The sequence below is a fragment of the Niveispirillum sp. KHB5.9 genome, from assembly GCF_048066115.1.
GTDB lineage: Bacteria > Pseudomonadota > Alphaproteobacteria > Azospirillales > Azospirillaceae > Niveispirillum.
The window spans coordinates 198884-224411 of sequence record NZ_JBLTYX010000005.1 but is presented as its reverse complement, the minus strand read 5'-3'; the positions used below and the strand labels follow the sequence as shown (position 1 = coordinate 224411).

The following is a 25528-nucleotide window of genomic DNA, read 5'->3' as shown; positions in this document are numbered from 1 at the left end:
CGAGGTGGTGCGCTTGGCCCCTGGGTCCCGGCTTGTCACCGGGATGACGGGAAGAAGCGACGTGGGCGAATACGCCTGCTCACCCCTGCCGATAGTTCGGTGCCTCGTTGGTGATGGTGATGTCGTGGACGTGGCTTTCGCGCAGGCCCGCATTGGTGATGCGCACGAATTGCGGCTTGGTGCGCATCTCTTCGATCGTCGCGCAGCCCGTATAGCCCATGGAGGCGCGCAGGCCGCCGATCAGCTGATGGACCACGGCACCCAGCGAGCCCTTGTAAGGGACGCGGCCTTCCACGCCCTCCGGCACCAGCTTCAACGTGTTGGACACTTCCGCCTGGAAATAGCGGTCGGCGGAACCCCGCGCCATGGCGCCGACGGAGCCCATGCCGCGATAGGCCTTGTAGGAACGGCCCTGGTACAGGATGACCTCGCCCGGGCTTTCATCGGTACCGGCGAACAGGCCGCCCATCATGGCGCAGGACGCACCGGCGGCGATGGCCTTGGCCAGGTCGCCGGAATATTTGATGCCGCCATCGGCGATGACGGGGATGCCCTGCTTGGCACACGCCTCCACCACGTCCAGCACGGCGGTCAGCTGCGGCACGCCCACGCCGGCCACGATGCGGGTGGTGCAGATGGAGCCGGGGCCGATACCGACCTTGATGGCGTCCGCACCGGCATCGATCAGGGCGAGCGCCGCGTCGGCCGTGGCGACGTTACCGGCGATGATCTGGGTATAGTTCTTCAGGTCGCGGGCGGCGCGGACCTGATCGGCGACCTTCCTGGAATGGCCGTGGGCGGTATCGATGACCAGCACGTCGACGCCCGCATCGAACAGGGCGGCGGCCCGGTCCAGCCCGTCCGGGCCCGTGCCCGTGGCGGCGGCGGCGCGCAGGCGGCCGGCCCCATCCTTGGCGGCGTGCGGGTGGTTCTGGGCCTTTTCGATATCCTTGACCGTGATCATGCCGATGCAGCGATAGGCATCATCGACGACCAGCAGCTTTTCGATGCGGTTCTGGTGCAGAAGGCGCTTGGCCTCTTCCTTGGACACGCCGGGCTTGACCGTGACCAGACCTTCCTTGGTCATCAGTTCGCTGACCGGCTGGTTCGGGTTGCTGGCGAAGCGCACGTCGCGGTGGGTCAGGATACCGACCAGCATGCTGTTCTCATCCACCACCGGAAAGCCGGAGAAACGGTGGCGGCGCTGCAATTCCTGCGCATCGGCCAGGGTGTTGTCGGGGCGCAGCGTGTAGGGATTGACCACCATGCCCGATTCGAAGCGCTTGACGGCCCGCACCTCATCCGCCTGACGGCTGATATCCATGTTGCGATGGATGACGCCGATGCCGCCCGACTGGGCCATGGCGATGGCCAGCGCCGATTCCGTCACCGTGTCCATGGCGGCCGACAGCAGCGGAATGCCCAGCTGGATCGACTTGGTCAGCCAGGTCTTGGTGTCGACCTCGGCCGGCATGACCTCTGATGCCGCCGGAACCAGCAGAACATCGTCAAAGGTCAGGGCTTCGCGGAAACGATCAGTGCTGGACATGAACCTGGGCTCCCCTGCGCAGGCCCGCGGGCCGCGAGATACGGGTTATGGGACACCGACCCCGCCCGCACCCGATGGCACCAGCCGGTTCCGTGTCCCAGATCAAAAGGTTCGCCGCACTATACACATGCGAAGGTGATTGGGAAGCTACCAGGGATGGGGGACCTGGGTTGCCTTTTCGTGTTCCCTCAGGCGCCGGGCGCCGCCATCCGGCGGCTTGGCTCACGGCACCACGTGGCGCGCGGCGGCAGTCGCCGCCGTGCCAATGCCAGGGCATTAGCCTCAAATCAGCAGCAACAGCCCATCCCGCTCCTCCGGCACACCCAGCGTCTCCATCGTATGACCGGCGAAGGTGACGGAAATGTCGATGCGGCCGTCACCGTTCATGTCGGCATGCAGGGTGGCACCGCGATAGCCGGCAGTGCCATCCATCGCCGTCCAGGTCATCCGGCTGGTACCCGGCTGCCAGCCCCAGATGCTGAGCTGTTCGCCCTTCACATAATCGACCAGGGTGGTCCAAGCCACCTGACCGCCGCGCCCATCGGCGAAGAAGATGTCCTGCCCCTCCCCACCGATCAGGAAATTGGAACCCGTCCCACCATCCAAAACGTCATTGCCGGCCCCGCCATTGGCGGCGTCATTGCCGCCCATCAGGTTGATGAAATCATCCTGGGCGCTGCCGGCCATGTTGTCGGCACCCTCGGTCCCGAACAGCTGCCAGTCCAGATGGCTGACCGGGCCGCTATAGGCCTCGGGCGTCACCGGCACGAAGGCATTCTTGGCGGCGTTCCAGGCCTGGAAGGCGACGGGCGCGAACTGTGCCGATCTGGCATCCAGCCCGACATTCAAACCGCTCATGGTGACGGTCTGGTAATAGGCGCCGTTCAGGCCGGCACCGCTGAACCCCATGGTCCAGGTGCCGTTGGTCATGGGGATGGCATAGCCACCGGCGGCCGTGGTCTGCCCGGCGGCATTGCCGTTGACGGTGATGGATACCCCGCCCACGCCCTCGCCGGGATTATAGAAGCCATCGCCATTCAGATCGTTGAACACCACACCGGTGGCAAAGCGCGCCTGGCCGGTGGCGGCGAAATTCTGGGTGATCATGGAGGCGTTGTAGCCGCTGAATTCCCCGATCTGCTGGCTGATGCCGATCTCGCGATAGCTGTCGCCCAGGATGTTGACCCGGTGGCCGGGGCTGAGGAACAGGCCGCGATGCTGCTGTTCGATATAGCCGGCCAGTTGCGAGGTGCGGATGGTGCCGGTCGTGCCGCTCCAGGCGATATTCTCCCCCCAGGTATAGGGGCGGATGAAATCATAGCCGGCGGCATCCATGCGCTGACCCGGATCGGACCCGCCATTGCCGGTATGGGAGAAGGTGTCGGTGGCCAGCATCCAGTTGCTGTGCCCCTCCGCCGCCGCGGCCAATATGTCGTTGGGGGCCAGCGGCTGCTTGGGCGTGGCGGAGATGGTGCCGGGGTTCAGGCCCTGGTTCAGGTCGATGCCGAAAGCGGCGGCCGCAGCGGCGGGATCGACCCGCGCGCGGTTGACCAGGGTCAGCATGTAAAGCTCGTAGGCGTCGAATTCGGCCATGGCTTTCCTCCCACTCAGCTTTTCGTGGTCCTCAGTCGCCGGCGCCGCATCCGCGGCTTGGCTTCACGCCGCACGTGCGGCGCGGCGGCAGTCGCCGCCGAAGCAGCTTCCGGTCAGCCGGAAGCTGCTTTACTGAAGATGGATCGCCCGCCCATATCCATCAACGCACGGCACGGGCCTGCGGTCCTGTGACAAACCGGTGATTATTCCCGTCCCTTCAACGCATTGCAGGGTGGCAGGCTGCGCGCTCGCTACACCCTTGATGATGACGGTAGTTTTTGTCGCCAATCTGTCGGGAATGGGGTGCCATGAAGCCGGTTCACATCATGGGGGCGTTGCTCGTCATGGCCCTGTGGGGGACGAACTTCGCCGTGTCGCGCTACGCGCTGCGCGAGTTTTCGCCCATGATCATGATGGCGGTGCGCTTCGGGCTGGTGGCCCTGGTGCTGCTGCCCTTCGTGAAGTTCCCGCGCGGACAGGTGCGGCAGATCTTCCTCTATTCCCTGGTGCTGGGCGGGGTGCATTTCCCGCTGATGCTGCATGGCATGCTGGGGGCGGAGGCATCGACGGCCAGCATCGTCATCCAGCTGCAGGTGCCGTTCGCCAGCCTGCTGGCGGCGTATTTCTTCAAGGACAAGCTGGGCTGGAAGCGGGCCATCGGCATGGGCATCGCCTTTGTCGGCGTGGCCATAATCGCGTTGCGGGGCGGCGGTGGGGAGAGCGACCCGTTCCATCTGCTGCTGATCGTGCTGGCCGCAGCGGCGTTCAGCTTCTCCAACATCCAGGTCAAATGGATGGGCAGCGTCGATCCCTATCAGCTGAACGCCTATATGGCGCTGTTCACCGTACCGCAGCTGCTGATCTATTCGCTGTTCCTGGAACATGGGCAAATTGAGCAGGTGCTGCATGCCAGCTGGGGCGCGTGGGCCGGCATCGCCTATATGGTGATCGCATCGACCATCATCGCCTACGCCATCTGGCAGCCGATGATCCGGCAATATGATGTGAACCAGACCGTGCCCTTCCTGATGCTGGTGCCGGTGTTCGGTGTAGCGTCGGGCGTGCTGTGGCTGGGCGAGGCGATGAGCTGGGCGCTGATCGTCGGCGGCGCGCTGGTCGTGGGCGGTGTCGGCATCATCCTGATCCGCCGGCCCAAGATCGTGGTGGCGCGCAATACGGTGTGAGCCGTAGGGTAGGCATATGTCGATGCCCCCCATCATCCCCCATCCCAGCCCCAACCACGGCCCCCGCCGGATCGACGGGCCGCCGGATATGCTGATCCTGCATTATACCGGCATGCGCGATGGCGCCTCCGCGCTCGCCCGCATGTGCGACCCGGAGAGCCAAGTCAGTGCGCATTACATGGTGGAGGAGGATGGGCGCGTCTTCCAGCTGGTGGCCGACGACCGCCGTGCCTGGCATGCCGGCGCCTCCTTCTGGGCGGGCGAGACGGATATCAACAGCCGGTCCATCGGCATCGAGCTGGTCAATCCCGGCCATGAATGGGGATACCGCCCCTTCCCGGAGGCCCAGATGCGGGCCCTGGCCGGGCTGTGCAGCCATCTTCTGACGCTTTATCCCATCCCGGCCCACCATGTGCTGGGCCATTCCGACATCGCCCCGTCGCGCAAGCAGGACCCGGGGGAGCTGTTCGACTGGCTGGGCCTGGCCATGGCCGGTATCGGGCTGTGGCCGGACCCGCGTCCCGCCGATGGGATGGCGTGGGAAAAGGGTGAAATCGCCCTGCTTTTGCAGAAATTCGGTTATCCGCTGGCCGCGGATGGGATTTCATGGGCCGAGCATCACGCCCATGGGAAATCATGGGACGAAAGTGCCGAAGCGGCGCTCCGCGCCTTCCAAAGGCACTGGGTGCCGGCCAGCCTGGGCAAGGGCATCGATCGCGACAGCGTGGCGGCCCTGCGCGCGCTGGTCAGAGACTCGGGCTGAAAGCCGGTTGCTTTCCGCATCCCAAGCGCCTACAACCCCGCGGGCCAGACGGTCGGATGGTCGCTCCCATGCAACGGGGAAACTCGCATGGGGGAGGAAAGTCCGGGCTCCACGGAAGTACGGTGCCGGGTAACGCCCGGCGGGGGCGACCCCAGGGAAAGTGCCACAGAGAGCAGACCGCCGACGCCCCGTAATCCCTTGGGATTGCTGGGTTCCGGTAAGGGTGAAAGGGTGTGGTAAGAGCACACCGCGCGCCTGGCGACAGGGGCGGCATGGTAAACCCCACCGGGAGCAAAACCGAATAGGGACGGCATGGGCGGCAACGCCCGGGCGCACTTCCGCGCTGTCGTCCGGGTGGGTTGCGCGAGGCGTCCAGCAATGGGCGTCCCAGAGGAATGACCATCCCCCGGATACCATCCACCAGTGGGATATGGTCCGGCGGACAGAACCCGGCTTACAGACCGTCTGGCCCTTCATCTTGCACTGCCACATGAATCTATTTACGGTTGGTTTACAGCTGTGACAATCATCACAGGTGCAACCATCCAATGGCTAGTCGCAGGGTACCCCGCAAGCACCTTCAGCTACCCATATTTAGCGCTCATTTTGATTGTTCCAGCACAATATCTGGGTAGATCGCAGCGGTTTGAAATTTAAATATCTCGATTTTCAAAGCATCCAACCGGAAATCGGCGATACTTCAAAATTCGAAATATAAGAAAAACACCCTCTATCTTTTGGATATATCAAAGTAAAAATCTCACTTTTCGGCCTATGACATCCAATGCGATGGCCCCTGCGAATCAAATCCGAACAAGAAAAACCGAGCGTATCTTGGTAGTTTGACTTGTTTATGTTCTTGAGTCCTATTTTATCCACAGATCGAGTCGCACGCTGTGGAAAAATGCTGAATTGGGCGGAAACATTATTATCCCCCCTTTCCACCCAGCTTCGCCCATGATATCCCATAAAAACCCAAAGACAGGGACCATCAGCCTGATACCGCCTCAATGATGCCGCCTCCGGGCCTGCATCGGAAGGGGCGATTGAATGGCAATGGAGGGGTCGGCGGGTTTCCGGTGCCGGGGTGGCACCATTCAGGGTGGGGCGTGATGGGTTTGTTCCTGTCCACATGGGTCAACAAGGTTGATAAGAAGGGCCGGGTATCGATCCCCGCCTCCTTCCGCTCGACCTTGTCGGCTGGGCAGGCGGCGGGCACCGCGACCGAAATGGTGATCTTCCCCTCTCTCAAGGCCCAGGCGCTGGACGCCTGCACGCTCTCCCACCTGGAGAAGCTGTCGGAAGCGCTCGACAATCCCAACATGCCCGACGACGATCGCGAACTGATCGAAACCGCCGTGTTCGGCCAGTCGGTGCAGCTGACCCTCGATCCCGAAGGCCGCGTGATCCTGCCCGACCACCTGATGGCCTTCGCCGGCATCACGGAGACGGTGACCTTCATCGGCCGCCGCAACACGTTCCAGCTGTGGGACCCCACTGCCTTCGCCGCGCATGAGCAGGTGGTGCGCGAGCAGGCCCGCAGCAACAACATCTCGCTCTCCACCATCCTGGCCCGCGCCACCAGTCTGGCGAAGGGGGCGTGATGACAAGCCAGCCCGTCCATATCCCCGTCCTGCTGGCCGAAGTGGTGCGTGACATGGCCGTGCGCGATGGCGAGACGGTGGTGGACGGTACCTTCGGCGCCGGCGGCTACAGCCGCGCGCTGCTGGACAGCGCCGCCATCCATCTCTACGCCATCGACCGCGATCCGGCTGCACACGAACGTGCCAAGCCGCTGATCGCCGCCTATGCCCCGCGCCTGTCGCTGCTGGAGGGCTGCTTCGGTGACATGCAGGCGCTGCTGGCGGCCAAGGGTGTGGCCAAGGTCGATGCCATCGTCCTGGATATCGGCGTCTCCTCGCCCCAGATCGACAATCCGGAGCGCGGGTTCAGCTTCCGCTTCGACGGGCCGTTGGACATGCGCATGGGCGACACCGGCCCCACCGCCGCCGACGTGGTGAACAATGCCGAGGAAGATGACCTGGCCAACATCCTCTACCGCTATGGGGAAGAGCGGCTGTCCCGCCGCGTGGCCCGCGCCATCGTCCTGCGCCGGGCGGAGAAGAAGTTCGAACGTACAAGCGAGCTGGCCGATGTCATCCGCTCCTGCGTGCCGAAATCCAAGGACGGGATCGACCCCGCCACCCGCAGCTTCCAGGGCCTGCGCATCCATGTGAACGACGAGCTGGGTGAACTGGAACGCGCCCTGGATGCGGCCGAACGGCTGCTGGCACCGGGCGGACGGCTGTGCGTCGTCACCTTCCATTCGTTGGAAGACCGGCTGGTCAAGGAATTCATGCGGGAACGGTCGGGCAATGTCCCCGGCCCCTCGCGTCATATGCCGGGCAAGGCCGATACCGGCCCCGCCCCCACCTTCCGCCTGTTCTCCAAATCCGGCACGGGGCCGGGCGCGGAAGAGCAGGCCCGCAATTCCCGCGCCCGGTCCGCCCGGCTGCGCACCGCCATCCGTACCGAGGCACCGGCCTGGGACCAGGGAGAAGCCGCATGATTGGCAAGTCCACCATCGTCTGGATCGGTGTTTCCTGCGCCGCCAGCGGCATCCTGTACCAGACCAGCTACAAGGCGCAGGAGCAGGAGCGCGAGCTGGGCCGCCTGAACCGCGCCATCATCGCGGAACAGGAAGCTATCCAGGTGCTGAAGGCCGAATGGGCCTATCTGAACGATCCGAACCGGTTGGAAAAGCTGTCGGCCGAGCATCTGCTGCTTCAGCCGACGGGGGCCCTGCAGATCGCCACGCTGAACGATCTGCCGAACAAGGACCCGAACCAGACGGCCCCCTACACCCCGATCCCCGGCCGCAAGCCCGGCAGTGCCAAGCCGGAAGCGATCGAACGCGCGCCGGCACCGAAAGTCACCCCCGTTCCCCCCGCCCCGTCCCGCCGCCCGACCGAAGGCGTGATCCTGGCGAAATACGGAGCCACCCGATGACCGACGCCAATTACAGCCTGACGGGTTTCGATCTGGCCGGTGGTGACCGCTATGGCCAGGGTGGTGGACGGGCCGCCGAGCCGCGCGTGCGGGTCAATGGCCGCGCCGCCGGTGCGCTGGCCATGGGCAAGGCGCGGCTGGTCGTGCTGATGTCGGCCTTCACCATGGGCTTCGGCGCCGTCGGCGCCAAGCTGGTGGATGCCACGGTCAGCTTCGGCGGGGCGAAGGAGCCGACGACGGCGCGCGCCGCCAGCCGCACCATGATGAACAGCCGCGCCGACATCGTCGACCGCAACGGCGTGCTGCTGGCCACCTCGCTGCACACCGCCTCGCTGTTCGCCGATCCCAAGCTGATCCTGGACGCGCGCGAAGCCGCCCAGCAGATCGTCACCATCCTGCCGGAGCTGGACCAGCAGACGCTGCTGGCCGACCTGAAGTCGGACAAGCGCTTCGTCTGGATCAAGCGCAACCTGTCGCCCCGCCAGCAGCAGGAGATTTTCCGCCTGGGCATCCCCGGCCTGAATTTCCAGCGCGAGGAACGCCGCGTCTATCCGCAGGGCAATCTGGCCGCCCATGTCGTGGGCTTCAGCGGCGTGGACAATAACGGCCTGATGGGCATCGAACAGTCCTTCGACACCCGCCTGAAGGAAAGCGACGAGCCGCTGCGCCTGTCGGTCGATGTCCGGTTGCAGCATGTGCTGCGCAAGGAACTGGCCGCCACGGTGGAGGAGTTCCGCGCCGTCGGCGCCGCCGGCATGGTCATGGATGTGAAGACCGGCGAGATCCTGGCCATGGTCAGCGCCCCGGACTTCGACCCGCATGCCCCGCCGGCACCGCAGGCCGAGCAGGACACCGACCCCCGTTTCAACCGCAACACGCTGGGCGTGTACGAGATGGGGTCAACGTTCAAAATCTTCAACACGGCGATGGCGCTGGAATCCGGCCATGTCCACATGCATGACATGTTCGACGCCACCCGCCCCATCCGCATCGGCCGTTTCACGATCAGCGACTTCCATCCGGAGAACAAATGGATGGATGTGGCCGACGTGTTCAAGCACTCGTCCAACATCGGCTCCGTCAAGATGGCGATGGAGGTCGGCCCGGCCGCCCAGAAGGAATTCATGACCAAGCTGGGCCTGCTGCGCCAAGCCAGCCTGGAAATCCCGGAACGCGGCTGGCCCATGGTGCCGAACCCGTGGCGGGAAGTGAACATGATGACCATCAGCTTCGGCCATGGCATGTCGGTCAGCCCCGTCCACCTGATCACCGCCGTCAGCGGCGTGGTGAATGGCGGCGTCATGCACCCGGCCACCCTTCTGAAGCGCGACAACCCCAACGAGGTGCCGGGCAACCGCATCATCTCGGAAAAGACCTCCGACCAGATGCGCAAGCTGATGCGGCTGGTGGTGACGGAAGGTACGGCCACCAAGGCCGACGCCGTCGGTTATCTGGTGGGGGGCAAGACCGGCACCGCCGACAAGGTGAAGGGCCGTTCCTATGCCGGCAATGCCCGTATCTCCAGCTTCGCCGGCGCCTTCCCCATCAACGACCCGCGCTATGCCATCTATGTGATGGTGGACGAGCCCAAGGGCACGAAGAAGACCTTCGGCTTCGCCACCGGTGGCTGGGTCGCGGCACCGCTGGCCGGCAGCATCGTGGCCCAGATCGGCCCGCTGCTGGGTGTGAAGCCGGTGGACAATACCGCACCGGAAATCATCCAGGCCCTGGCGGTCCGCCCGATGCCGCCGGTCGCCCCCACCCATAACGGCGCGCAGGTCGCCGCCATCCCCGCCTCGCTCCAGACCGGGGAAGACCGCGATTGATGAAAAGGCTGTCGGAGATCATGGCATCACGGACGGAATTGGCGGTATCGGCGCTGGCGCTGGAACGCGATCCACCCATCACCAACCTGACGGCGGATAGCCGCAAGGTCGTGCCCGGAACGCTGTTCGCAGCGTTGCCGGGCACGCTGCGTGATGGGCGTGACTTCATTCCCCAGGCCATCGCGTCCGGTGCCGTCGCCATCTTGGCGCCCAAGGGCACGGTCCTGCCCGACGGCGCCGGCCATGTCACCCTGATCGAGGATGCCAATCCCCGCCGCCGTCTGGCCCTGCTGGCCGCCAGCTTCAGCGGCGAGCAGCCTTCCAGGATCGCCGCCGTCACCGGCACCAACGGCAAGACCAGCACCGCGCAGTTCACCCGCCAGATCTGGGCCGGCCTGGGCCACAAGGCCGGGGCCATGGGCACGCTGGGTCTGGTCGCACCGGGCTTTCCGGCCAGCGACAGCCTGACCACGCCCGACCCGGTGGCCCTGCACGCCACCCTGGCCGATGTGGCCAAGGCTGGTGTCACCCATCTGGCGCTGGAGGCCTCCAGCCATGGTTTGGATCAGTTCCGCCTGGACGGGGTGCTGGTGTCGGCCGCCGGCTTCACCAACCTGACGCGCGACCACCTGGATTATCACGGCACCATGGAGGCCTATCTGAAGGCCAAGCTGGCGCTGTTCGAGCGCGTCATGCCCAAGGGGGCGACGGCCGTCATCAATGCCGACATCCCGGAATTCGACCAGATCGCGGCGGCCGCCCATGCCCGCAAGCAGAATGTCATCGGCTTCGGCGAGGCTGGCAAGGAATTGCGCGTCATCGAGGTGACGCCCCTGCCCCATGGCCAGCGGCTGGAGTTGGAGCTGTTCGGCAAGCGTCGCACCGTGGAACTGCCGCTGGTCGGAAGGTTCCAGGTGTGGAACGCGCTGTGCGCCCTGGGGCTGGCCATCGGCACGGGTGAGGATGCCGGCAAGGCCGCCGACCAGCTTTCATCCCTGACGGGCGTGCGCGGCCGGCTTGAGATGGTTGCAACCCTAAAACACGGCGCGGCGGTCTATGTGGACTACGCCCATACGCCGGACGGGCTTGAGACGGTGCTGCGCGCGGCGCGCCCCCATACGACCGGCAAACTGTCGGTGGTCTTCGGCTGTGGCGGCGACCGCGACAAGGGCAAGCGCCCGATGATGGGCGCCATCGCGGCAAGGCTGGCCGACCGCTGCATCGTCACCGACGACAACCCGCGCAGCGAGGTGCCGGCGACGATCCGTGCCGCGATCATGGAAGCCTGCCCCGGCGCCCTGGAAGTCGATGACCGCGCCAAGGCCATTGCCGTGGCCATCGGCGATCTGGGGGCCGGCGACGTGCTGATCATCGCCGGCAAGGGGCATGAACAGGGGCAGATCGTGGGGACGGAGGTTCGTCCCTTCGACGATGCGACAGTGGCCCGGCAGGTCGTGGCGGGTTTGTGAGTTTGTTTTTGGGGTGGAGTGAAGCGGATGTCAGACATCCTGTGGACGGGCGACGAGGTGGCGGCGGCTTGCAATGGCAAGGCGCTGGGCGATGCCGCCTGGACGGTCACGGGTGTCTCCATCGACAGCCGCACCATCGCCAAGGGTGACCTGTTCATCCCCCTGAAGGGCCCGAATTTCGACGGCCATGCCTTCGTGGCCCAGGCGCTTTCCCAGGGTGCGGCCGGCGCCGTCGTCGCCGACATCCCGGCCGGGCTGGAGGGCGATGCCCGCCTGGTCAAGGTCGATGACACCATGATCGCGCTGCAGGACCTGGGCCGCATGGGCCGGGTCCGTGCCCATGGCAAGGTGATCGCCGTCACCGGGTCGGTCGGCAAGACCGGCACCAAGGAAGCGCTGAAGGTGGCGCTCGACAGCCAGGGCAAGACCTTCGCCACCGTCGGTTCCCTGAACAACCATTGGGGCGTGCCCCTGTCGCTGGCCCGCTTTCCCGCCGACAGCCGGTTCGGCGTGTTCGAGCTGGGCATGAACCATGCCGGGGAGATCGGGCCCCTGTCGCGCATGGTGCGCCCCGACATCGCGATCATCACCACGGTCGAGGCGGTGCATATCGAGTTCTTCGCCAGCGTCGAGCATATCGCCGACGCCAAGGCCGAGATTTTCGAGGGCATGGACCCGTCCGGCACCGCCATCCTGCCCCGCGACAACCCGCAATATGCCCGCCTGCTGGCCGCCGCCCGCACGCAAGGGCTGACCCATATCCAGTCCTTCGGCAGCCACGACAGCGCCGATGGCCGCCTACTGGATTATGAGCCGCATGCCGATCATGGCGTGGTCACCGCCCGCATCGACGGGGTGGATGTCACCTACACCATCCCCCTGCCCGGCCGTCACCATGCCGTCAACTCCCTGGCCGTGCTGCTGGCAGTGAAGGCGGCGGGCGGCGATGTCGCTAGTGCTGCCGAGGCGTTGGCCGGCCTGGCCCCCATCAAGGGGCGCGGGCAGCGCAAGGCGGTGGAGCTGGAGGGCGGTCCCTTCACCCTGATCGATGAGAGCTACAACGCGTCGCCCGTTTCCGTTGCCGCCGCCGCCGGCGTGCTGGGCCAGGCGGATGTGGGTGAAGGTGGCCGGCGCATCGCCGTGCTGGGCGACATGCGCGAGCTGGGCGATCACGCGCCCGCGATGCATGCAGGTCTGGCAGCGCCCTTCATGGCGGCCGGCACCGATCTGGTTTTCTGCTGCGGTCCCAATATGCGCCATCTGTTCGACGCATTGCCGGACGACAAGCGCGGCGCCCACAGCAGCGACAGCGCGGCGCTGGCCCCCCTGGTCACGGCATCGGTGAAGGCCGGTGACGCCGTGATGGTCAAGGGGTCGGCCGGCAGCCGCATGGCGGTCGTGGTGGACGCGCTGAAGGCGCTGGACCGTTTGCATCAGGACAATAACCCGCAAGGGAAGACCGCCGGAAACAAGGCGGGGAAACCGAGAGACAAAGATGCTGTATAACCTGCTCTATCCCCTGGCGGACGAGTTCCAGATCTTCAACCTGTTCCGGTACATCACCTTCCGGACGGGCGGGTCGGTGATGACGGCGCTGATCATCAGCTTCGTCATCGGGCCGCGCGTCATCCGCTGGCTGAAATCCAAGCAGGGCGAAGGCCAGCCCATCCGCACCGACGGGCCGGAAACGCATCTGAAGAAGAAGGGCACGCCCACCATGGGCGGGCTGATGATCATGATCGCCGTGATCGTCAGCACCCTGCTCTGGGTCGACCTGACCAACACCTATACCTGGATCGTGCTGTTGGTCACCGTGGGCTTCGGCCTGGTCGGGTTCGGCGACGATTACCTGAAGCTGACCAAGCGCAACACCAAGGGCCTGTCGTCCAAGGTGAAGCTGGTGGCCACGCTGGTGGTCGCCGCGGTCGCCACCGGCTGGTACCTGATGGTCACGCCGTGGGAGATGGGCACCGGGCTGGCCCTGCCCTTCTTCAAGGACTTGCTGCTGAACCTGGGCTGGTTCTACGTGCCCTTCGCCATCGTCGTCATCATCGGCTCCTCCCATGCCGTCAACCTGACCGATGGGCTGGATGGTCTGGCCACCGTGCCGATCATGATCGCAGCGGCCTGTTTCGGCCTGATCGCGTATCTGTCGGGTAACGCCATCTTCTCCAACTATCTGGGCATCCATCATGTGCCGGGGACCGGTGAGCTGGCCGTGTTCTGCGGTGCCCTGGTCGGGGCCGGCCTGGGTTTCCTGTGGTTCAACGCCCCGCCGGCCATGGTGTTCATGGGCGATACGGGATCGCTGTCGGTCGGCGGCGCCTTGGGTGCGATCTCTGTGATCACCAAGCATGAACTGGTGCTGGCCATTGTCGGCGGCCTGTTCGTGCTGGAGGCGCTGTCGGTGATGATCCAGGTGGCATCGTTCAAATTGACCGGCAAGCGGGTGTTCCGCATGGCGCCGATCCACCATCACTTTGAAAAGAAAGGCTGGTCGGAACCGACCGTGGTGATCCGGTTCTGGATCATCGCCGTCATCCTGGCCCTGATCGGCCTGTCCACACTGAAGCTGCGGTGAGGCCGGAATGATCGACCTGGGCCACCTGAAGGGCAAAAAGGTAGCGGTGATGGGCCTGGCGCGGTCGGGCCTGACAGCCGCCCGCGCCCTGCGGCAGGCGGGTGCCGACCTGCTGGCCTGGGACGATGGCGCCGGTGGGCAGAAGGCGGCGGCAGAGGCCGGGATCGCGCTGACCAACCTGCACGAGGCCGACTTCACCGGCGTGCACGCCCTGGTCCTGTCGCCCGGCATCCCCCACACTTGGCCCACGCCCAATCCGGTGGCGGCACGGGCCAAGGCGGCGGGTGTGCCGATCATCGGCGATGTCGAACTGCTGCGTCAGGCGCGGGCTGAGGCCACCTATGTCGGCATCACCGGCACCAACGGCAAATCCACGACCACGGCCCTGACCGCCCATATCATCGCCGGCACCGGCAAGCCCACGCAGGTCGGTGGCAATCTGGGCATTCCGGCCTTGTCTTTCGACCCGCTGGGGGCCGACGGGGTCTATGTGCTGGAAATGTCCAGCTATCAGCTGGAACTGACGCCGTCGCTGGGCTTCGATGCCGCCGTGCTGCTGAACATCACGCCCGATCATCTGGACCGTCATGGCGGCATGGATGGCTATATCGCGGCCAAGAAGCGCATTTTCCAGAAGGGGCTGAATAAAGGCACCCAGGTGGCGGTGATCGGCATCGATGATCCGCACTGCGCGAAGATGGCGCTGGAACTGGACGCCGAATTCCCCGGCAAGGTGATCCGCATCAGTGCCGAAGGCCCGGTGCCCGACGGGATCGGCGTGGAGGATGGCGTGCTGGTCGATGATCGCGGTGGGCACCATCATCCGGTGACCGACCTGCGCGTCCTGCCCACCCTGCCCGGCAAGCACAATTGGCAGAACGCGGCCGCCGCCTATGCCCTGTGCCGGTCGGCCGGCATCAACCATGCCGATATCCTGGACGGGCTGCGCACCTTCCCCGGTCTGGCCCATCGCCAGAGCCTGGTGGGCACGATCGACGGTGTACGCTTCGTCAATGACAGCAAGGCGACCAATGCCGATGCCGCCGCCAAGGCGCTGGCCTGCTATCGCCCCATCTACTGGATCCTGGGCGGCAAGGCCAAGGATACCGGGCTGGACGGGTTGGACGAATATATGCCCGCCGTGGCCTACGCCTTCCTGATCGGCGACGCCACCGAAGCATTCGCCAAATGGCTGGACGCGCGCGGCGTGCCCTATACACGCTGCGGCACCATGGATGTCGCGGTGAAAGAGGCCTTCGCCCATGCGCGGCAGGAACGGCGCGACCATCCGGTCGTGCTGCTGTCGCCTGCCTGCGCCAGTTTCGACCAGTATCCGAATTTCGAAGTGCGCGGCGATGATTTCACCGCCCGCGTCCGAGCCTTGTGCGATGGGGAGAACGTCTGATCATGGTGTCCTTCTCCCGTACCGATCATTCGATCCTGGGCCGCTGGTGGTGGACGGTCGACCGTTGGACCATGGCGGCGGTGATCCTGATCGCCACCATCGGCGTGGTGCTGGTCCAGGCGGCCAGCCCCGCCGTGGCCACCCGCATCGGCACCGACAGTTTCCATTTCATCGAAAAGCACCTGCTGGTGCTGATCCCCTCGCTGGGCCTGATGTTCGCCGTCTCGCTGCTGTCGCCCAAGGGCGTGCGCCGGCTGGCCGTGGGTCTGTTCCTGGGTGCGGCCCTGGGCGTGTTTCTGACCCTGTTCATCGGCATGGAGATCAAGGGGGCGACCCGCTGGCTCCAACTGCCCGGCCTGTCCGTACAGCCGTCGGAGTTCCTGAAGCCGGCCTTCGCCGTGGTCGCCGCCTGGCTGTTCGCCCTGCACCGGACGCAGGAGAATGTGCCAGGCATCCCGGTGGTCATCGGGCTTTACGGCCTGATCGTCGTGCTGCTGATGAGCCAGCCCGACCTGGGCCAGACCTTCGTCATCACCTGCATCTTCTTCGGCCAGTTCTTCCTGGCCGGCTTGCCCATCGTGTTCGTCGCCTCCTGCGTCGTGCTGGGCATCGGCGGCCTGATCAGCGCCTATTTCCTGTTCCCGCATGTGCAGAGCCGCATCGACCGCTTCCTGGACCCGGCCGCCGGTGACAATTACCAGGTGGCCCGGTCGTTGGAAGCGTTCGAGAAGGGCGGCGTCTGGGGTACCGGCCCCGGCCAGGGGACCGTGAAAATGTCGATCCCCGACAGCCATGCCGACTTCATCTTCTCCGTCGCCGGGGAAGAGATGGGGATGATCACCTGCATGATCATCATCTGCCTGTTCGGCTTCGTCGTCCTGCGCAGCTTCGCCCGCGCGTCCAACGACCAGAGCCTGTTCGTGATGCTGGCGGCCAGCGGCCTGACCATGCAGTTCGGTCTGCAGGCGCTGATCAATATGGGATCGGCCCTGCATCTGATGCCGACCAAGGGCATGACCCTGCCCTTCATCTCCTATGGCGGCTCCTCCCTCATCGCCTTGGGCATCGGCATGGGCATGGTGCTGGCCTTGACCCGCAAGCGGTTCGGGCCGGGAGAGGCGCTATGACGGCATCGCGCCCCATCATCCTGGCGGCCGGGGGGACCGGTGGCCACATGTTCCCGGCGGAAGCCCTTGCCCGCACGCTGATCGCGCGCGGGCATTCGGTCATCCTGGTCACCGACAAGCGCGGCAAGGCGTTCGGCGACAATCTGCCCGACGTGAAGGTGGAGCGTATCCGTGCCGCCACGGCCACCCCCGGCATTTGGGCCAAGGTGCGGATGGTGGTGGAACTGGTGTTCGGGACGGCCCAGGCCCGGTCGCTGCTGCGCGAGTTGAACCCCGCGCTGGTGGTCGGATTCGGCGGCTATCCGTCGGTGCCCACGGTGTTCGCGGCCCAGATGGCCGGCATCCCCACCCTGCTGCATGAACAGAATGCCGTGCTGGGCCGGGCCAACCGCTTGCTTGCCGGCAAGGCGCGGATGATCTGCACCAGCTTTCCCAACGTCGCCGGCCTGGGGGCCGCCGATGGGCGCCGCGTGGTGCGCACCGGCAATCCCGTGCGTCCCGACATCCTGGCCCTGCGCGACGCCCCCTACCCCGCCCCCTATGCCGGCGGGCCGCTGAACCTGCTGGTCACCGGCGGCAGCCAGGGGGCCGCCATCTTCGGTGAGGTGCTGCCCCGCGCGGTGGAGATGCTGCCGGAGGATGTGCGCTACCGGCTGAAGATCGTGCAGCAGGCGCGGGCGGAGAATATCGAGGCCGCCCGCAGCGCCTATGCCCAGATGGGCGTGGAGGCGGAACTGAACACCTTCTTCAAGGACATGCCGGCCAAGCTGGCCGGCTGCCACATGATGATCGCCCGTTCCGGTGCCGGAACAGTGGCGGAATTGTCGGTGGTTGGCCGCCCGTCCCTGCTGGTGCCCTACCAGTACGCAATGGATGACCACCAGACGGCGAACGCCAAGTCGCTGGTCGATGCCGGCGGTGCCTGGCAGCTGGCGCAGCAGGATTTCACACCCGTTGCGGTAGCGGAACAATTGGCCGCTTTCCTAGCCGATCCAGCCCGTCTGGGCGGCGCCGCCAAGGCGGCGGCGGCCTGGGCCATCCCGGATGCCGCCGACCTGCTGGCCGATGCGGTGGAACGCCTGGTGAAGGGGGACGTGGCATGAGCATTTCCATGACCGACCCCACCCTGGCCGACCTGGAACGCGCCCACCCGCTGCTGCTGGGCGGGCTGACGCGGGCGCGCTATGCGGTGACGCCGCCCGATCGCCCTTTGAAAGCCCAAATTGTTGCGGATATGGAACGGAAAATCGCGCCGCGTCTCCACCATGACTACGCCACCATCACCCGTCGCCTTGGAGTTTGACCCATGCGGGCTTTGCCGCTGAACATCGGGACCCTGCATTTCGTCGGCATCGGCGGCATCGGCATGTCCGGCATCGCCGAGGTGCTGCACAATCTGGGCTATGCCGTGCAGGGCAGCGACATGGCCGACAATTACAATGTCCAGCGCCTGCGCAAGCTGGGCATCAAGGTGGAGATCGGGCACCGGGGTGAAAACCTGGGCGATGCCGCCGTGCTGGTGATCTCGTCCGCCGTGAAGAAGGACAATCCGGAGGTTGTGGCGGCCCGCGCCGGCATGATCCCCGTGGTCCGCCGGGCGGAAATGCTGGCCGAGCTGATGCGCCTGAAATGGTCGATCGCGGTCGCCGGCACCCATGGCAAGACCACCACCACCAGCATGGTCGCGGCCTTGCTGGAGGGCGGGTCGATGGACCCGACCATCATCAATGGCGGCATCATCAATTCGCTGGGCACCAACGCCAAACTGGGCAGCGGCGAATGGATGGTGGTGGAAGCCGATGAGAGCGACGGCACCTTCACCAAGCTGCCCTCCACCATCGGCATCGTCACCAACATGGATCCGGAGCATCTGGACCATTACGGCACGTTCGAGGAGGAGCGGAAGGCCTTCGACCGGTTTGTGGAGAACATCCCCTTCTACGGTTTCGCGGCCCTGTGCATCGACCATCCGGAGGTGCAGGCCATGTTGGGCCGCGTCGACCGCCGGGTCGTCACCTACGGGTTCAGCCCGCAGGCCGATGTGCGCGCCGTCAATGTCGTGACCAACATTTCCGGCTGCTATTACGACGTGGAACTGACCGACCGCGCCGCAAGCGAGGCCCGCACCATCACCGGCGTGCATCTGCCCATGTACGGGCTGCACAATGTCCAGAACTCGCTGGCCGCCATCGCGGTGGCCATCAGCCTGGGCATCAGCGACGACAGCATCCGCACCAGCTACGCCAAGTTCATGGGCGTGAAGCGCCGCTTCACCAAGACGGGTGAGAGCAACGGCGTCGTGGTCATCGATGATTACGGCCACCATCCGGTGGAAATCGCCGCCGTGCTGAAGGCCGCGCGTATGGCCGGCACCGGCCGCACCATCGCCGTGGTCCAGCCCCACCGCTACAGCCGCCTGCAGAGCCTGTTCGCCGATTTCTGCACCTGCTTCAACGATGCTGACGATGTGATCGTCGCCGACGTCTATGCCGCCGGTGAACAGCCGATCGAGGGTGCGTCGCGCGACGATCTGGTGGAGGGCCTGCGCGTGCGCGGCCATCGCAGCGTTACGGCCCTGGCCAGCCCCGCAGCATTGCCCAGCCTGATCCGCGACATGGCCAAGCCGGGCGACATGGTGGTGTGCCTGGGTGCCGGCACCATCACGCAATGGGCCAATGCCCTGCCGGGTGAGCTGGACAAGCTCGCCACCCTGAACCAGGGGGGCGATTGACCATGGAACGGGTGCTGGACGGAGAGGCGCTGGTCGGACGGTTGCGGCAGGCCGCACCGGAACTGCGCGGCCGCCTGACCCCGGACGCAGCCCTGGGCCCCAGCACCTGGTTCCGCGTGGGCGGCAACGCCGAGGCCCTGTTCCGCCCCGCCGATGTCGATGATCTCTCCTATTTCCTGGCGCATTGCCCGGCCGATGTGCCGGTCACGGTGATCGGCGTGGCCAGCAACCTGCTGGTCCGCGATGGCGGGGTGCCGGGCGTGGTCATCCGCTTGGGTGGGTCCTTTGCCGAGGTCACAGTTGAGGGCGACCGGATCATGGCCGGTGCCGGTGCGCTGGACCTGAATGTGGCGCTGACGGCGCAGGGTGCCGGGCTGGCCGGGCTGGAATTCCTGTCGGGAATACCGGGCACCATTGGCGGTGCCGTGCGCATGAATGGCGGCGCCTATGGCGCGGAGACGGTGGATGTCATTGTCGGGGCGGAAGGCATCGACCGCCGGGGCGTGCTGCGGACCTATTCCCGCGATGATCTGCACCTGACCTACCGCCATTGCGGTGTGCCCGAGGATGTGATCTTCACCCGCGCCGTCTTCCGCGGCACCGAAGACGATCCCGTCGCCATCAAGACGCGGATCGAGGGCATCCAGCAGGCGCGTGCCGACAGCCAGCCGGTGCGCGCCCGCACCGGCGGTTCCACCTTCGCCAACCCGGACGGCCACAAGGCCTGGCAGCTGGTCGATGCCGCCGGATGCCGCGGCCTGACCATCGGTGGCGCGCAGATCAGCGAGAAGCACTGCAACTTCCTGCTGAACCTGGGCGACGCCACGGCGCACGATATCGAATCGCTGGGTGAGGAGGTCCGCGCCCGCGTCAAAGCCAACAGCGGCGTCGATCTGCGCTGGGAAATACGCCGGATCGGACTACCCCGTTCGAACGGGGGTGAGTCATGAATGTCACCGCCGCTTTCAAATGTGAGTCTCCGCTGCAACAGGTGGCGGTACCCCGAGTCGCTTTTTTAAAAGCACGCCATTTTGTTGCTTGCGGCCCCGTAATCCGTCGCTTACACCGAATCTTGTGGGAAGGCTGGGGCCACCTCACACCACATCTTGCGTTATCGCGAAAGTTGCCGGAAAGCCCGGCAGGGATGGCGACGCGTCACCACGCGCCGGCCAAGGGGGAGTCTGTTTCGATGGGCACGGAGAACCGTTCCAAGCATGTCGCCGTCCTGCTGGGCGGGTGGTCTGCGGAGCGCGAAGTGTCCCTGGTCAGCGGCTCCCGTATCGCCGAGGCGCTGGAGAGCAAAGGTTACACCGTCACCGCCATTGATGTGCAGCGCGACCTGGAAGGCCTGGTCGCGGCGCTGAGCCCGCGCCCCGACGTCGTCTTCAACGCCCTGCATGGCAAGGGTGGCGAGGATGGGCTGATCCAGGGCGTGCTGGAATATCTGGGCGTGCCCTATACCCATTCCGGCGTCATGGCATCCGCCGTCGCCATGGACAAGGTGCTGACCAAGCGCATCCTGGCCACCGTCGGCATGCCGGTGGCCGAAGGCGTCATCGCCACCAAGGAACAGGTCCTGGCCGGCCATGTCATGGCCCCGCCCTATGTGGTGAAGCCGGTGGACGAGGGTTCCAGTGTGGGCGTGCGCATCGTGCGCGAGAGCGACAATTTCACGGTGCTGGAAGAGGATAGCTGGGTCTATGGCCGCCGCGTGCTGGTGGAGAAGTTCATCCCCGGCCGCGAACTGACCGTGGGCGTGATGGGCGATCGCGCCCTGACGGTGACGGAGATCGTGCCCAAGACCGCCTTTTACGATTACGAGGCCAAGTACGCCGACGGTGGTTCCGTCCATGTCTGCCCGGCGCAGATCCCCGACGATGTGGCGGCCGACGCCAAGCGCCTGTCGCTGCTGGCGCATCAGGTGCTGGGCTGTTCCGGCGTGTCGCGCTCCGATTTCCGCTGGGACGACAGCAAACCCGGTGTCACCGGCCTGTGCTTTCTGGAGACCAACACCCAGCCGGGCTTCACGCCCACCTCCCTGCTGCCCGAACAGGCGGCATCGCTGGGCATCAGCTACGCCGATCTCTGCGCCTGGATTGTGGAGCACGCCAGATGCCACGCGTAACGCCCACCGCCCCGCCGACAGCACCCGACAATCCCCGCGCCCGCTTTGCGGAAACGACGAAGCGCGCCACCCTGCGCGCAGCACAGGAGGCCAACCGCCGCCGCGCCCTGCCGCGCTGGGCCGAACCGGCGATGAAGATCGGCCGTCGCGCCGCCCCCGTACTGGTGCTGGCCGCCATCGCCGCCTGGGGCTGGGGCACCGGTTACGCCCAGATGCTGACCCATGCCGCCACCGACAAGGTGCTGGAAGCCAGCGTCGATGCCGGCCTGTCGGTACAGGATGTGACGGTGGTGGGCCGTGAGAAGGCGGCACCCGCCGACCTGCTGGCAGCACTGGAAATCCGCCGCGGCGCACCGATGCTGGCCTTCGACCCGCATCAGGCGCGCACCGCACTGGAACAGATTCCGTGGGTCCGTCAGGCCCGCGTCGAGCGCCGCCTGCCCGACACGATCGCCATCACCATCGTCGAGCGCGAGCCGATGGCCCTGTGGCAGCAGGACCGGCAGATGCGCCTGATCGACGCCGACGGCATCGTGCTGACGGCCAGCGACCTGTCCAAGTGGCCCAACCTGCCGCTGCTGGTCGGTCCCGACGCGCCCAAGCGCGGGCCGGCCCTGCTGCACATGCTGGCCAAGGAACCGATGATCAGCCAGATGGTGGAAGCCGCCGTGCTGGTCGGCGGGCGCCGCTGGGACCTGCGGCTGAAGAACGGTGTGGATATCCGTCTGCCCGAACATGACGTGCCGGAGGCCTTGCGCCAACTGGCCATGGTGCAGCAGACCAACGACGTGCTGGGCAAGGATGTGGTCGCCATCGACCTGCGCATCCCCGACCGCCTGTCGATCCAAACCTCCGCCGCTGCGGCCGACATCCGCCGCAAGCCCCCCGAAAAAAAGCAGAAGACCTGAGGGCTCGAGATCATGGCATTTCCCGGCGCCCTCAATACCCGTACCAAATCGCGCAAGGTCCCTCGCGGCGGCACCATCGCCGCTCTGGATGTGGGGTCGAGCAAGATCGTCTGCTTCATCGCCAAGGTCGATGATCCGGGCAGTATCCGCGTGGTCGGCATCGGCCACCAGATCAGCCGCGGCGTGCGCTCCGGCGGCATCGTCGACATGGAAGCCGCCGAAACCGCCATTGGCACCACCGTGCATGCCGCCGAGACCATGGCCGGCGAACAGATCCGCGAGGTGCTGGTCAGCCTGTCGGGCGGCCAGCCGGAAAGCCAGATCCTGGTCGCCGAAACCGCCGTGAACGGAGCGGAGATCGGTGACGGCGACGTGCGCCGGGCCCTGAACGAGGCGCGCAAGCTTGACGTGTCGGCCGATGCCGAACTGATCCATTCCATCCCCGTCGGCTATGCCATCGACGGCACCAAGGGCATCCGCGATCCCAGGGGCATGGTCGGTGAGCGGCTGGGCGTGCGCATGAATGTGGTGACGGCCGCGGCCGGCCCGGTGCGCAACCTGTCCACCTGTGTCGGCCGCTGTCATCTGGGGGTCGAGGGCTTCGTGATGAGCCCGTACGCCGCCGGCCTGTCCTGCCTGGTCGAGGACGAGATGGAGCTGGGTGTCACCGTCATCGACATGGGCGGCGGGACCACCAGCATGGCCGTGTTCAATGACGGCAAGATGGTCTGGTGCGACAGCATCCCGCTGGGCGGCGGCCATGTCACCAACGACATCGCCCGTGGCCTGACCACGCCGGTGGCCCAGGCCGAGCGCCTGAAGACCCTGTACGGCTCCGCCGTGTCCGCCGTGTCCGACGAGCGCGAGATGATCGACGTCCCCCAGGTGGGGGAGGAGGAGCGCGGCCAGACCAACCATGTGCCGAAATCGCTGCTGGTCGGCATCATCCAGCCGCGCATGGAAGAGATTTTCGAGTTGGTGCATGGCCGCCTGGATCAGTCCGGCTTCGCCAAGGCCGCCGGCCGCCGTGTGGTCCTGACCGGTGGCGCCAGCCAGCTGTCGGGCGTGCGCGAACTGGCCGCCAATGTGCTGGACAAGCAGGTCCGCCTGGGCCGTCCGCTGCGTATCGGCGGGCTGGCCACCAATGTCTCCGGCCCGGCCTTCGCATCGGCCGCAGGGCTGCTGGCCTATGCCATGCAGCAGAACCACGAAATGCCGGCGCTGGCCCCGGCACCTGAGAAATCCTCAGGATTGTGGGGCCGCGTCAATGGCTGGCTGCGGGAGAATCTATGACCCGAAGACCATGCCGCAGGCCCCGCGCCCGCCGATGACGGCAGCCCAAGCCTGATCTCGAACACAAGCCGCCTTTCCCGATTTCCCTCCCCCCGCCAGAGGAGACACCCGTCATGAGCATCAAACTCGGTATCCCCAGCGTCGAAGTGCAGACCAAGCCCCGCATCACCGTGTTCGGTGTCGGCGGTGCCGGTGGCAACGCCGTCAACAACATGATCCGTTCCGCGCTGGAAGGGGTCGAGTTCGTGGTGGCCAACACCGACGCGCAGGCGTTGCAGGGCAATCTGGCCAACAAGCGGGTGCAGCTGGGCTCCACCATCACCCGCGGCCTGGGTGCGGGATCGCGCCCCGATGTGGGCCGGGCGGCAGCGGAAGAGCAGCTGGAAGAGATCCTGGGCCATCTGTCGGGCACCAACATGTGCTTCATCACCGCCGGCATGGGCGGCGGTACCGGCACCGGTGCCGCCCCCGTCATCGCCCGTGCGGCGCGTGAACAGGGCATCCTGACCGTCGGCGTGGTGACCAAGCCCTTCAATTTCGAAGGCGCGCACCGCATGCGCACGGCCGAGAGCGGCATCGCCGAACTGGCCCAGTATGTCGACACGCTGCTGATCATCCCCAACCAGAACCTGTTCCGCATCGCCAACGAGAAGACGACGTTCGCCGACGCCTTCAAGATGGCCGATGACGTTCTGCATGCCGGCGTGCGCGGCGTGACCGACCTGATGGTCATGCCAGGATTGATCAACCTGGACTTCGCCGACATCCGCACCGTGATGAGCGAGATGGGCAAGGCCATGATGGGCACCGGCGAGGCCGAGGGCGATCGCCGCGCCATCGACGCCGCCGAAGCCGCGATCAACAACCCGCTGCTGGACGATATCAGCATGAAGGGCGCGCGCGGCGTGCTGATCAACATCACCGGCGGTCATGACATGACCCTGTTCGAGGTGGACGAGGCCGCCAACCGCATCCGCGACGAGGTCGATCCGGAAGCCAACATCATCTTCGGCTCCACCTTCGACGAGCACATGTCGGGCAAGATGCGGGTCTCTGTCGTCGCCACCGGCATCGACAATGCCGTGCAGATGCGCCCGCCGGTCGGCCAGCCGTCCCTGCAGGTCGTGTCGGGCCGCCGCGTCGCCCCGGCGCCGGCCGCCGCTACCCCGACGCCGGCCCCGGCCGTCGCCAGCATCCCGGCGGCCGTGTCCAACCCGATCCCGGCCCGCCCCAGCCTACAGCCCGCCGCCATCCCCGGCGCACCGGCCTTCGCGCCGATGCAGCCGGCCCCGATGCCGGGTGCCGCCATCGCCGAGGCGCCCGCCCCGGCCCCGGTCATGGAAGAGCCCGCCGCCGAGGTCCAGGCCGCTGCCGCCATGGCCGCAGCCACGGCACCCGCGCCGCAGCCGGCGCATGAACTGCGCCCCGTGGATATGCGTCCGGCCGCCCCGGCCCGTCGCGACGACGCCTTCATCCCGCCGCGTGCGGCCGAAGGTGCGCCGCGCAGCGCCCAGCCGACGGCCCCGGAACGGTTCGTGCCCCCGGCCCCGCAGCCGGAAAAGCGCGGCCTGTTCTCCAAGCTGTTCGGCGGTGGTTCGCCGCAGCCCGCCCCGGCCGCCCCGCGCATGCCGGCCCCGGCACCGCAACCCGCCCCGCAGTTCCATGCCCAGGCCCGCCAGGCCGCCCCGGCCCCGCAGCCGGTCGCCCAGGCCGAGCAGGCCCCGCGCCCCAAGGCCGCCCAGAGCGAAGAGGAAATGCTGGACATCCCCGCCTTCCTGCGCCGCCAGGCGAATTGAGTATGATGCGTGCCATCGGCATGGGTTTTTACCCCATGCCGATGGAAGCCGGCGACGGCCGGCCCGGCGCCTGAGGGAACACGAAAATCTGAACTTCGTTCAAAATCAAGTGCTTATCGCAGTGCACAAGGGGCCGGCCCGGCGGGGACCGGCCCCTTGCTTTTGGGCA

21 protein-coding genes and 1 other RNA gene are annotated in these 25528 nt (G+C 66.3%); 20 read left to right on the top strand and 2 right to left on the bottom strand.

Annotation, left to right across the window (positions count from 1 at the left end; genetic code table 11):
• Positions 1-79: 79 nt before the first annotated feature.
• The gene (guaB, locus tag ACM9HJ_RS11795; RefSeq protein ID WP_416571920.1) at positions 80-1549 is read right to left on the bottom strand and encodes an IMP dehydrogenase; all 1470 of its coding nucleotides are present in this window, start codon (positions 1547-1549) and stop codon (positions 80-82) included.
• 282 nt (positions 1550-1831) lie between these two features.
• Positions 1832-3142 carry a CAP domain-containing protein gene (locus ACM9HJ_RS11790; protein WP_416571919.1) on the bottom strand — a complete coding sequence of 437 codons (1311 nt, stop codon included), beginning with the start codon at positions 3140-3142 and terminating at the stop codon, positions 1832-1834.
• Positions 3143-3450: 308 nt separating this feature from the next.
• On the opposite strand from ACM9HJ_RS11790, the gene ACM9HJ_RS11785 reads away from it, so the two are divergent.
• From ACM9HJ_RS11785 to ftsZ, 20 genes are all read left to right on the top strand, one after another.
• Positions 3451-4326: a DMT family transporter gene (locus ACM9HJ_RS11785; protein WP_416571918.1), complete on the top strand. Its 876-nt coding sequence runs from the start codon at positions 3451-3453 to the stop codon at positions 4324-4326.
• Positions 4327-4342: 16 nt separating this feature from the next.
• Positions 4343-5089 (top strand): N-acetylmuramoyl-L-alanine amidase, encoded by a 747-nt coding sequence (locus ACM9HJ_RS11780; protein WP_416571917.1) that lies wholly within the window; start codon positions 4343-4345, stop codon positions 5087-5089.
• 44 nt (positions 5090-5133) lie between these two features.
• Positions 5134-5562: RNase P RNA component class A (gene rnpB, locus ACM9HJ_RS11775), an RNA gene on the top strand.
• A 639-nt stretch (positions 5563-6201) separates the two neighbouring features.
• Entirely contained in the window at positions 6202-6693 is a 492-nt protein-coding gene (locus ACM9HJ_RS11770; protein ID WP_416571916.1) for a division/cell wall cluster transcriptional repressor MraZ, read from the top strand.
• Positions 6693-7658: a 16S rRNA (cytosine(1402)-N(4))-methyltransferase RsmH gene (rsmH, locus tag ACM9HJ_RS11765; protein ID WP_416571915.1), complete on the top strand. Its 966-nt coding sequence runs from the start codon at positions 6693-6695 to the stop codon at positions 7656-7658. Before ACM9HJ_RS11770 ends, rsmH begins: the two co-directional genes overlap by 1 nt.
• Positions 7655-8098: a cell division protein FtsL gene (gene ftsL / locus ACM9HJ_RS11760; RefSeq protein WP_416571914.1), complete on the top strand. Its 444-nt coding sequence runs from the start codon at positions 7655-7657 to the stop codon at positions 8096-8098. Before rsmH ends, ftsL begins: the two co-directional genes overlap by 4 nt.
• A complete protein-coding gene (locus tag ACM9HJ_RS11755; protein WP_416571913.1) occupies positions 8095-9924 on the top strand; it encodes a peptidoglycan D,D-transpeptidase FtsI family protein in 1830 nt (609 codons plus the stop codon). The genes ftsL and ACM9HJ_RS11755 overlap by 4 nt, the downstream gene beginning before the upstream one ends.
• Positions 9924-11393 carry a UDP-N-acetylmuramoyl-L-alanyl-D-glutamate--2,6-diaminopimelate ligase gene (locus ACM9HJ_RS11750; protein ID WP_416571912.1) on the top strand — a complete coding sequence of 490 codons (1470 nt, stop codon included), beginning with the start codon at positions 9924-9926 and terminating at the stop codon, positions 11391-11393. The genes ACM9HJ_RS11755 and ACM9HJ_RS11750 overlap by 1 nt, the downstream gene beginning before the upstream one ends.
• 27 nt (positions 11394-11420) lie before the next feature.
• Positions 11421-12899, top strand: coding sequence for a UDP-N-acetylmuramoylalanyl-D-glutamyl-2,6-diaminopimelate--D-alanyl-D-alanine ligase (locus ACM9HJ_RS11745; RefSeq protein ID WP_416571911.1), 1479 nt, complete (start codon positions 11421-11423; stop codon positions 12897-12899).
• A complete protein-coding gene (mraY, locus tag ACM9HJ_RS11740) occupies positions 12889-13974 on the top strand; it encodes a phospho-N-acetylmuramoyl-pentapeptide-transferase (RefSeq protein ID WP_416571910.1) in 1086 nt (361 codons plus the stop codon). The genes ACM9HJ_RS11745 and mraY overlap by 11 nt, the downstream gene beginning before the upstream one ends.
• A gap of 7 nt (positions 13975-13981) precedes the next feature.
• On the top strand, positions 13982-15379 hold the full coding sequence (gene murD / locus ACM9HJ_RS11735; RefSeq protein WP_416571909.1) for a UDP-N-acetylmuramoyl-L-alanine--D-glutamate ligase: 1398 nt from the start codon (positions 13982-13984) through the stop codon (positions 15377-15379).
• Between the two features lie 2 nt (positions 15380-15381).
• The gene (gene ftsW / locus ACM9HJ_RS11730; RefSeq protein ID WP_416571908.1) at positions 15382-16506 is read left to right on the top strand and encodes a putative lipid II flippase FtsW; all 1125 of its coding nucleotides are present in this window, start codon (positions 15382-15384) and stop codon (positions 16504-16506) included.
• Complete coding sequence (murG, locus tag ACM9HJ_RS11725; RefSeq protein ID WP_416571907.1) at positions 16503-17609, top strand: undecaprenyldiphospho-muramoylpentapeptide beta-N-acetylglucosaminyltransferase; 1107 nt, start codon at positions 16503-16505, stop codon at positions 17607-17609. The genes ftsW and murG overlap by 4 nt, the downstream gene beginning before the upstream one ends.
• On the top strand, positions 17606-17809 hold the full coding sequence (locus tag ACM9HJ_RS11720) for a hypothetical protein (protein ID WP_416571906.1): 204 nt from the start codon (positions 17606-17608) through the stop codon (positions 17807-17809). Before murG ends, ACM9HJ_RS11720 begins: the two co-directional genes overlap by 4 nt.
• A gap of 3 nt (positions 17810-17812) precedes the next feature.
• A complete protein-coding gene (gene murC / locus ACM9HJ_RS11715; protein WP_416571905.1) occupies positions 17813-19237 on the top strand; it encodes a UDP-N-acetylmuramate--L-alanine ligase in 1425 nt (474 codons plus the stop codon).
• Positions 19238-19239: 2 nt separating this feature from the next.
• Complete coding sequence (murB, locus tag ACM9HJ_RS11710) at positions 19240-20187, top strand: UDP-N-acetylmuramate dehydrogenase (RefSeq protein ID WP_416571986.1); 948 nt, start codon at positions 19240-19242, stop codon at positions 20185-20187.
• Positions 20188-20426: 239 nt separating this feature from the next.
• Positions 20427-21362, top strand: coding sequence for a D-alanine--D-alanine ligase (locus tag ACM9HJ_RS11705; RefSeq protein ID WP_416571985.1), 936 nt, complete (start codon positions 20427-20429; stop codon positions 21360-21362).
• Complete coding sequence (locus ACM9HJ_RS11700) at positions 21350-22270, top strand: cell division protein FtsQ/DivIB (protein WP_416571904.1); 921 nt, start codon at positions 21350-21352, stop codon at positions 22268-22270. Before ACM9HJ_RS11705 ends, ACM9HJ_RS11700 begins: the two co-directional genes overlap by 13 nt.
• A 12-nt stretch (positions 22271-22282) precedes the next feature.
• Positions 22283-23563: a cell division protein FtsA gene (ftsA, locus tag ACM9HJ_RS11695; RefSeq protein ID WP_416571903.1), complete on the top strand. Its 1281-nt coding sequence runs from the start codon at positions 22283-22285 to the stop codon at positions 23561-23563.
• Positions 23564-23676: 113 nt separating this feature from the next.
• The gene (gene ftsZ / locus ACM9HJ_RS11690; RefSeq protein WP_416571902.1) at positions 23677-25359 is read left to right on the top strand and encodes a cell division protein FtsZ; all 1683 of its coding nucleotides are present in this window, start codon (positions 23677-23679) and stop codon (positions 25357-25359) included.
• Positions 25360-25528: the final 169 nt, after the last annotated feature.

Coding starts and splice junctions, on each gene's coding strand:
- guaB (WP_416571920.1), bottom strand. CDS start 1,549: ATGTCCAGCACTGATCGTTTCCGCGAAGCCCTGACCTTTGACGATGTT.
- ACM9HJ_RS11790 (WP_416571919.1), bottom strand. CDS start 3,142: ATGGCCGAATTCGACGCCTACGAGCTTTACATGCTGACCCTGGTCAAC.
- ACM9HJ_RS11785 (WP_416571918.1), top strand. CDS start 3,451: ATGAAGCCGGTTCACATCATGGGGGCGTTGCTCGTCATGGCCCTGTGG.
- ACM9HJ_RS11780 (WP_416571917.1), top strand. CDS start 4,343: ATGTCGATGCCCCCCATCATCCCCCATCCCAGCCCCAACCACGGCCCC.
- ACM9HJ_RS11770 (WP_416571916.1), top strand. CDS start 6,202: ATGGGTTTGTTCCTGTCCACATGGGTCAACAAGGTTGATAAGAAGGGC.
- rsmH (WP_416571915.1), top strand. CDS start 6,693: ATGACAAGCCAGCCCGTCCATATCCCCGTCCTGCTGGCCGAAGTGGTG.
- ftsL (WP_416571914.1), top strand. CDS start 7,655: ATGATTGGCAAGTCCACCATCGTCTGGATCGGTGTTTCCTGCGCCGCC.
- ACM9HJ_RS11755 (WP_416571913.1), top strand. CDS start 8,095: ATGACCGACGCCAATTACAGCCTGACGGGTTTCGATCTGGCCGGTGGT.
- ACM9HJ_RS11750 (WP_416571912.1), top strand. CDS start 9,924: ATGAAAAGGCTGTCGGAGATCATGGCATCACGGACGGAATTGGCGGTA.
- ACM9HJ_RS11745 (WP_416571911.1), top strand. CDS start 11,421: ATGTCAGACATCCTGTGGACGGGCGACGAGGTGGCGGCGGCTTGCAAT.
- mraY (WP_416571910.1), top strand. CDS start 12,889: ATGCTGTATAACCTGCTCTATCCCCTGGCGGACGAGTTCCAGATCTTC.
- murD (WP_416571909.1), top strand. CDS start 13,982: ATGATCGACCTGGGCCACCTGAAGGGCAAAAAGGTAGCGGTGATGGGC.
- ftsW (WP_416571908.1), top strand. CDS start 15,382: ATGGTGTCCTTCTCCCGTACCGATCATTCGATCCTGGGCCGCTGGTGG.
- murG (WP_416571907.1), top strand. CDS start 16,503: ATGACGGCATCGCGCCCCATCATCCTGGCGGCCGGGGGGACCGGTGGC.
- ACM9HJ_RS11720 (WP_416571906.1), top strand. CDS start 17,606: ATGAGCATTTCCATGACCGACCCCACCCTGGCCGACCTGGAACGCGCC.
- murC (WP_416571905.1), top strand. CDS start 17,813: ATGCGGGCTTTGCCGCTGAACATCGGGACCCTGCATTTCGTCGGCATC.
- murB (WP_416571986.1), top strand. CDS start 19,240: ATGGAACGGGTGCTGGACGGAGAGGCGCTGGTCGGACGGTTGCGGCAG.
- ACM9HJ_RS11705 (WP_416571985.1), top strand. CDS start 20,427: ATGGGCACGGAGAACCGTTCCAAGCATGTCGCCGTCCTGCTGGGCGGG.
- ACM9HJ_RS11700 (WP_416571904.1), top strand. CDS start 21,350: ATGCCACGCGTAACGCCCACCGCCCCGCCGACAGCACCCGACAATCCC.
- ftsA (WP_416571903.1), top strand. CDS start 22,283: ATGGCATTTCCCGGCGCCCTCAATACCCGTACCAAATCGCGCAAGGTC.
- ftsZ (WP_416571902.1), top strand. CDS start 23,677: ATGAGCATCAAACTCGGTATCCCCAGCGTCGAAGTGCAGACCAAGCCC.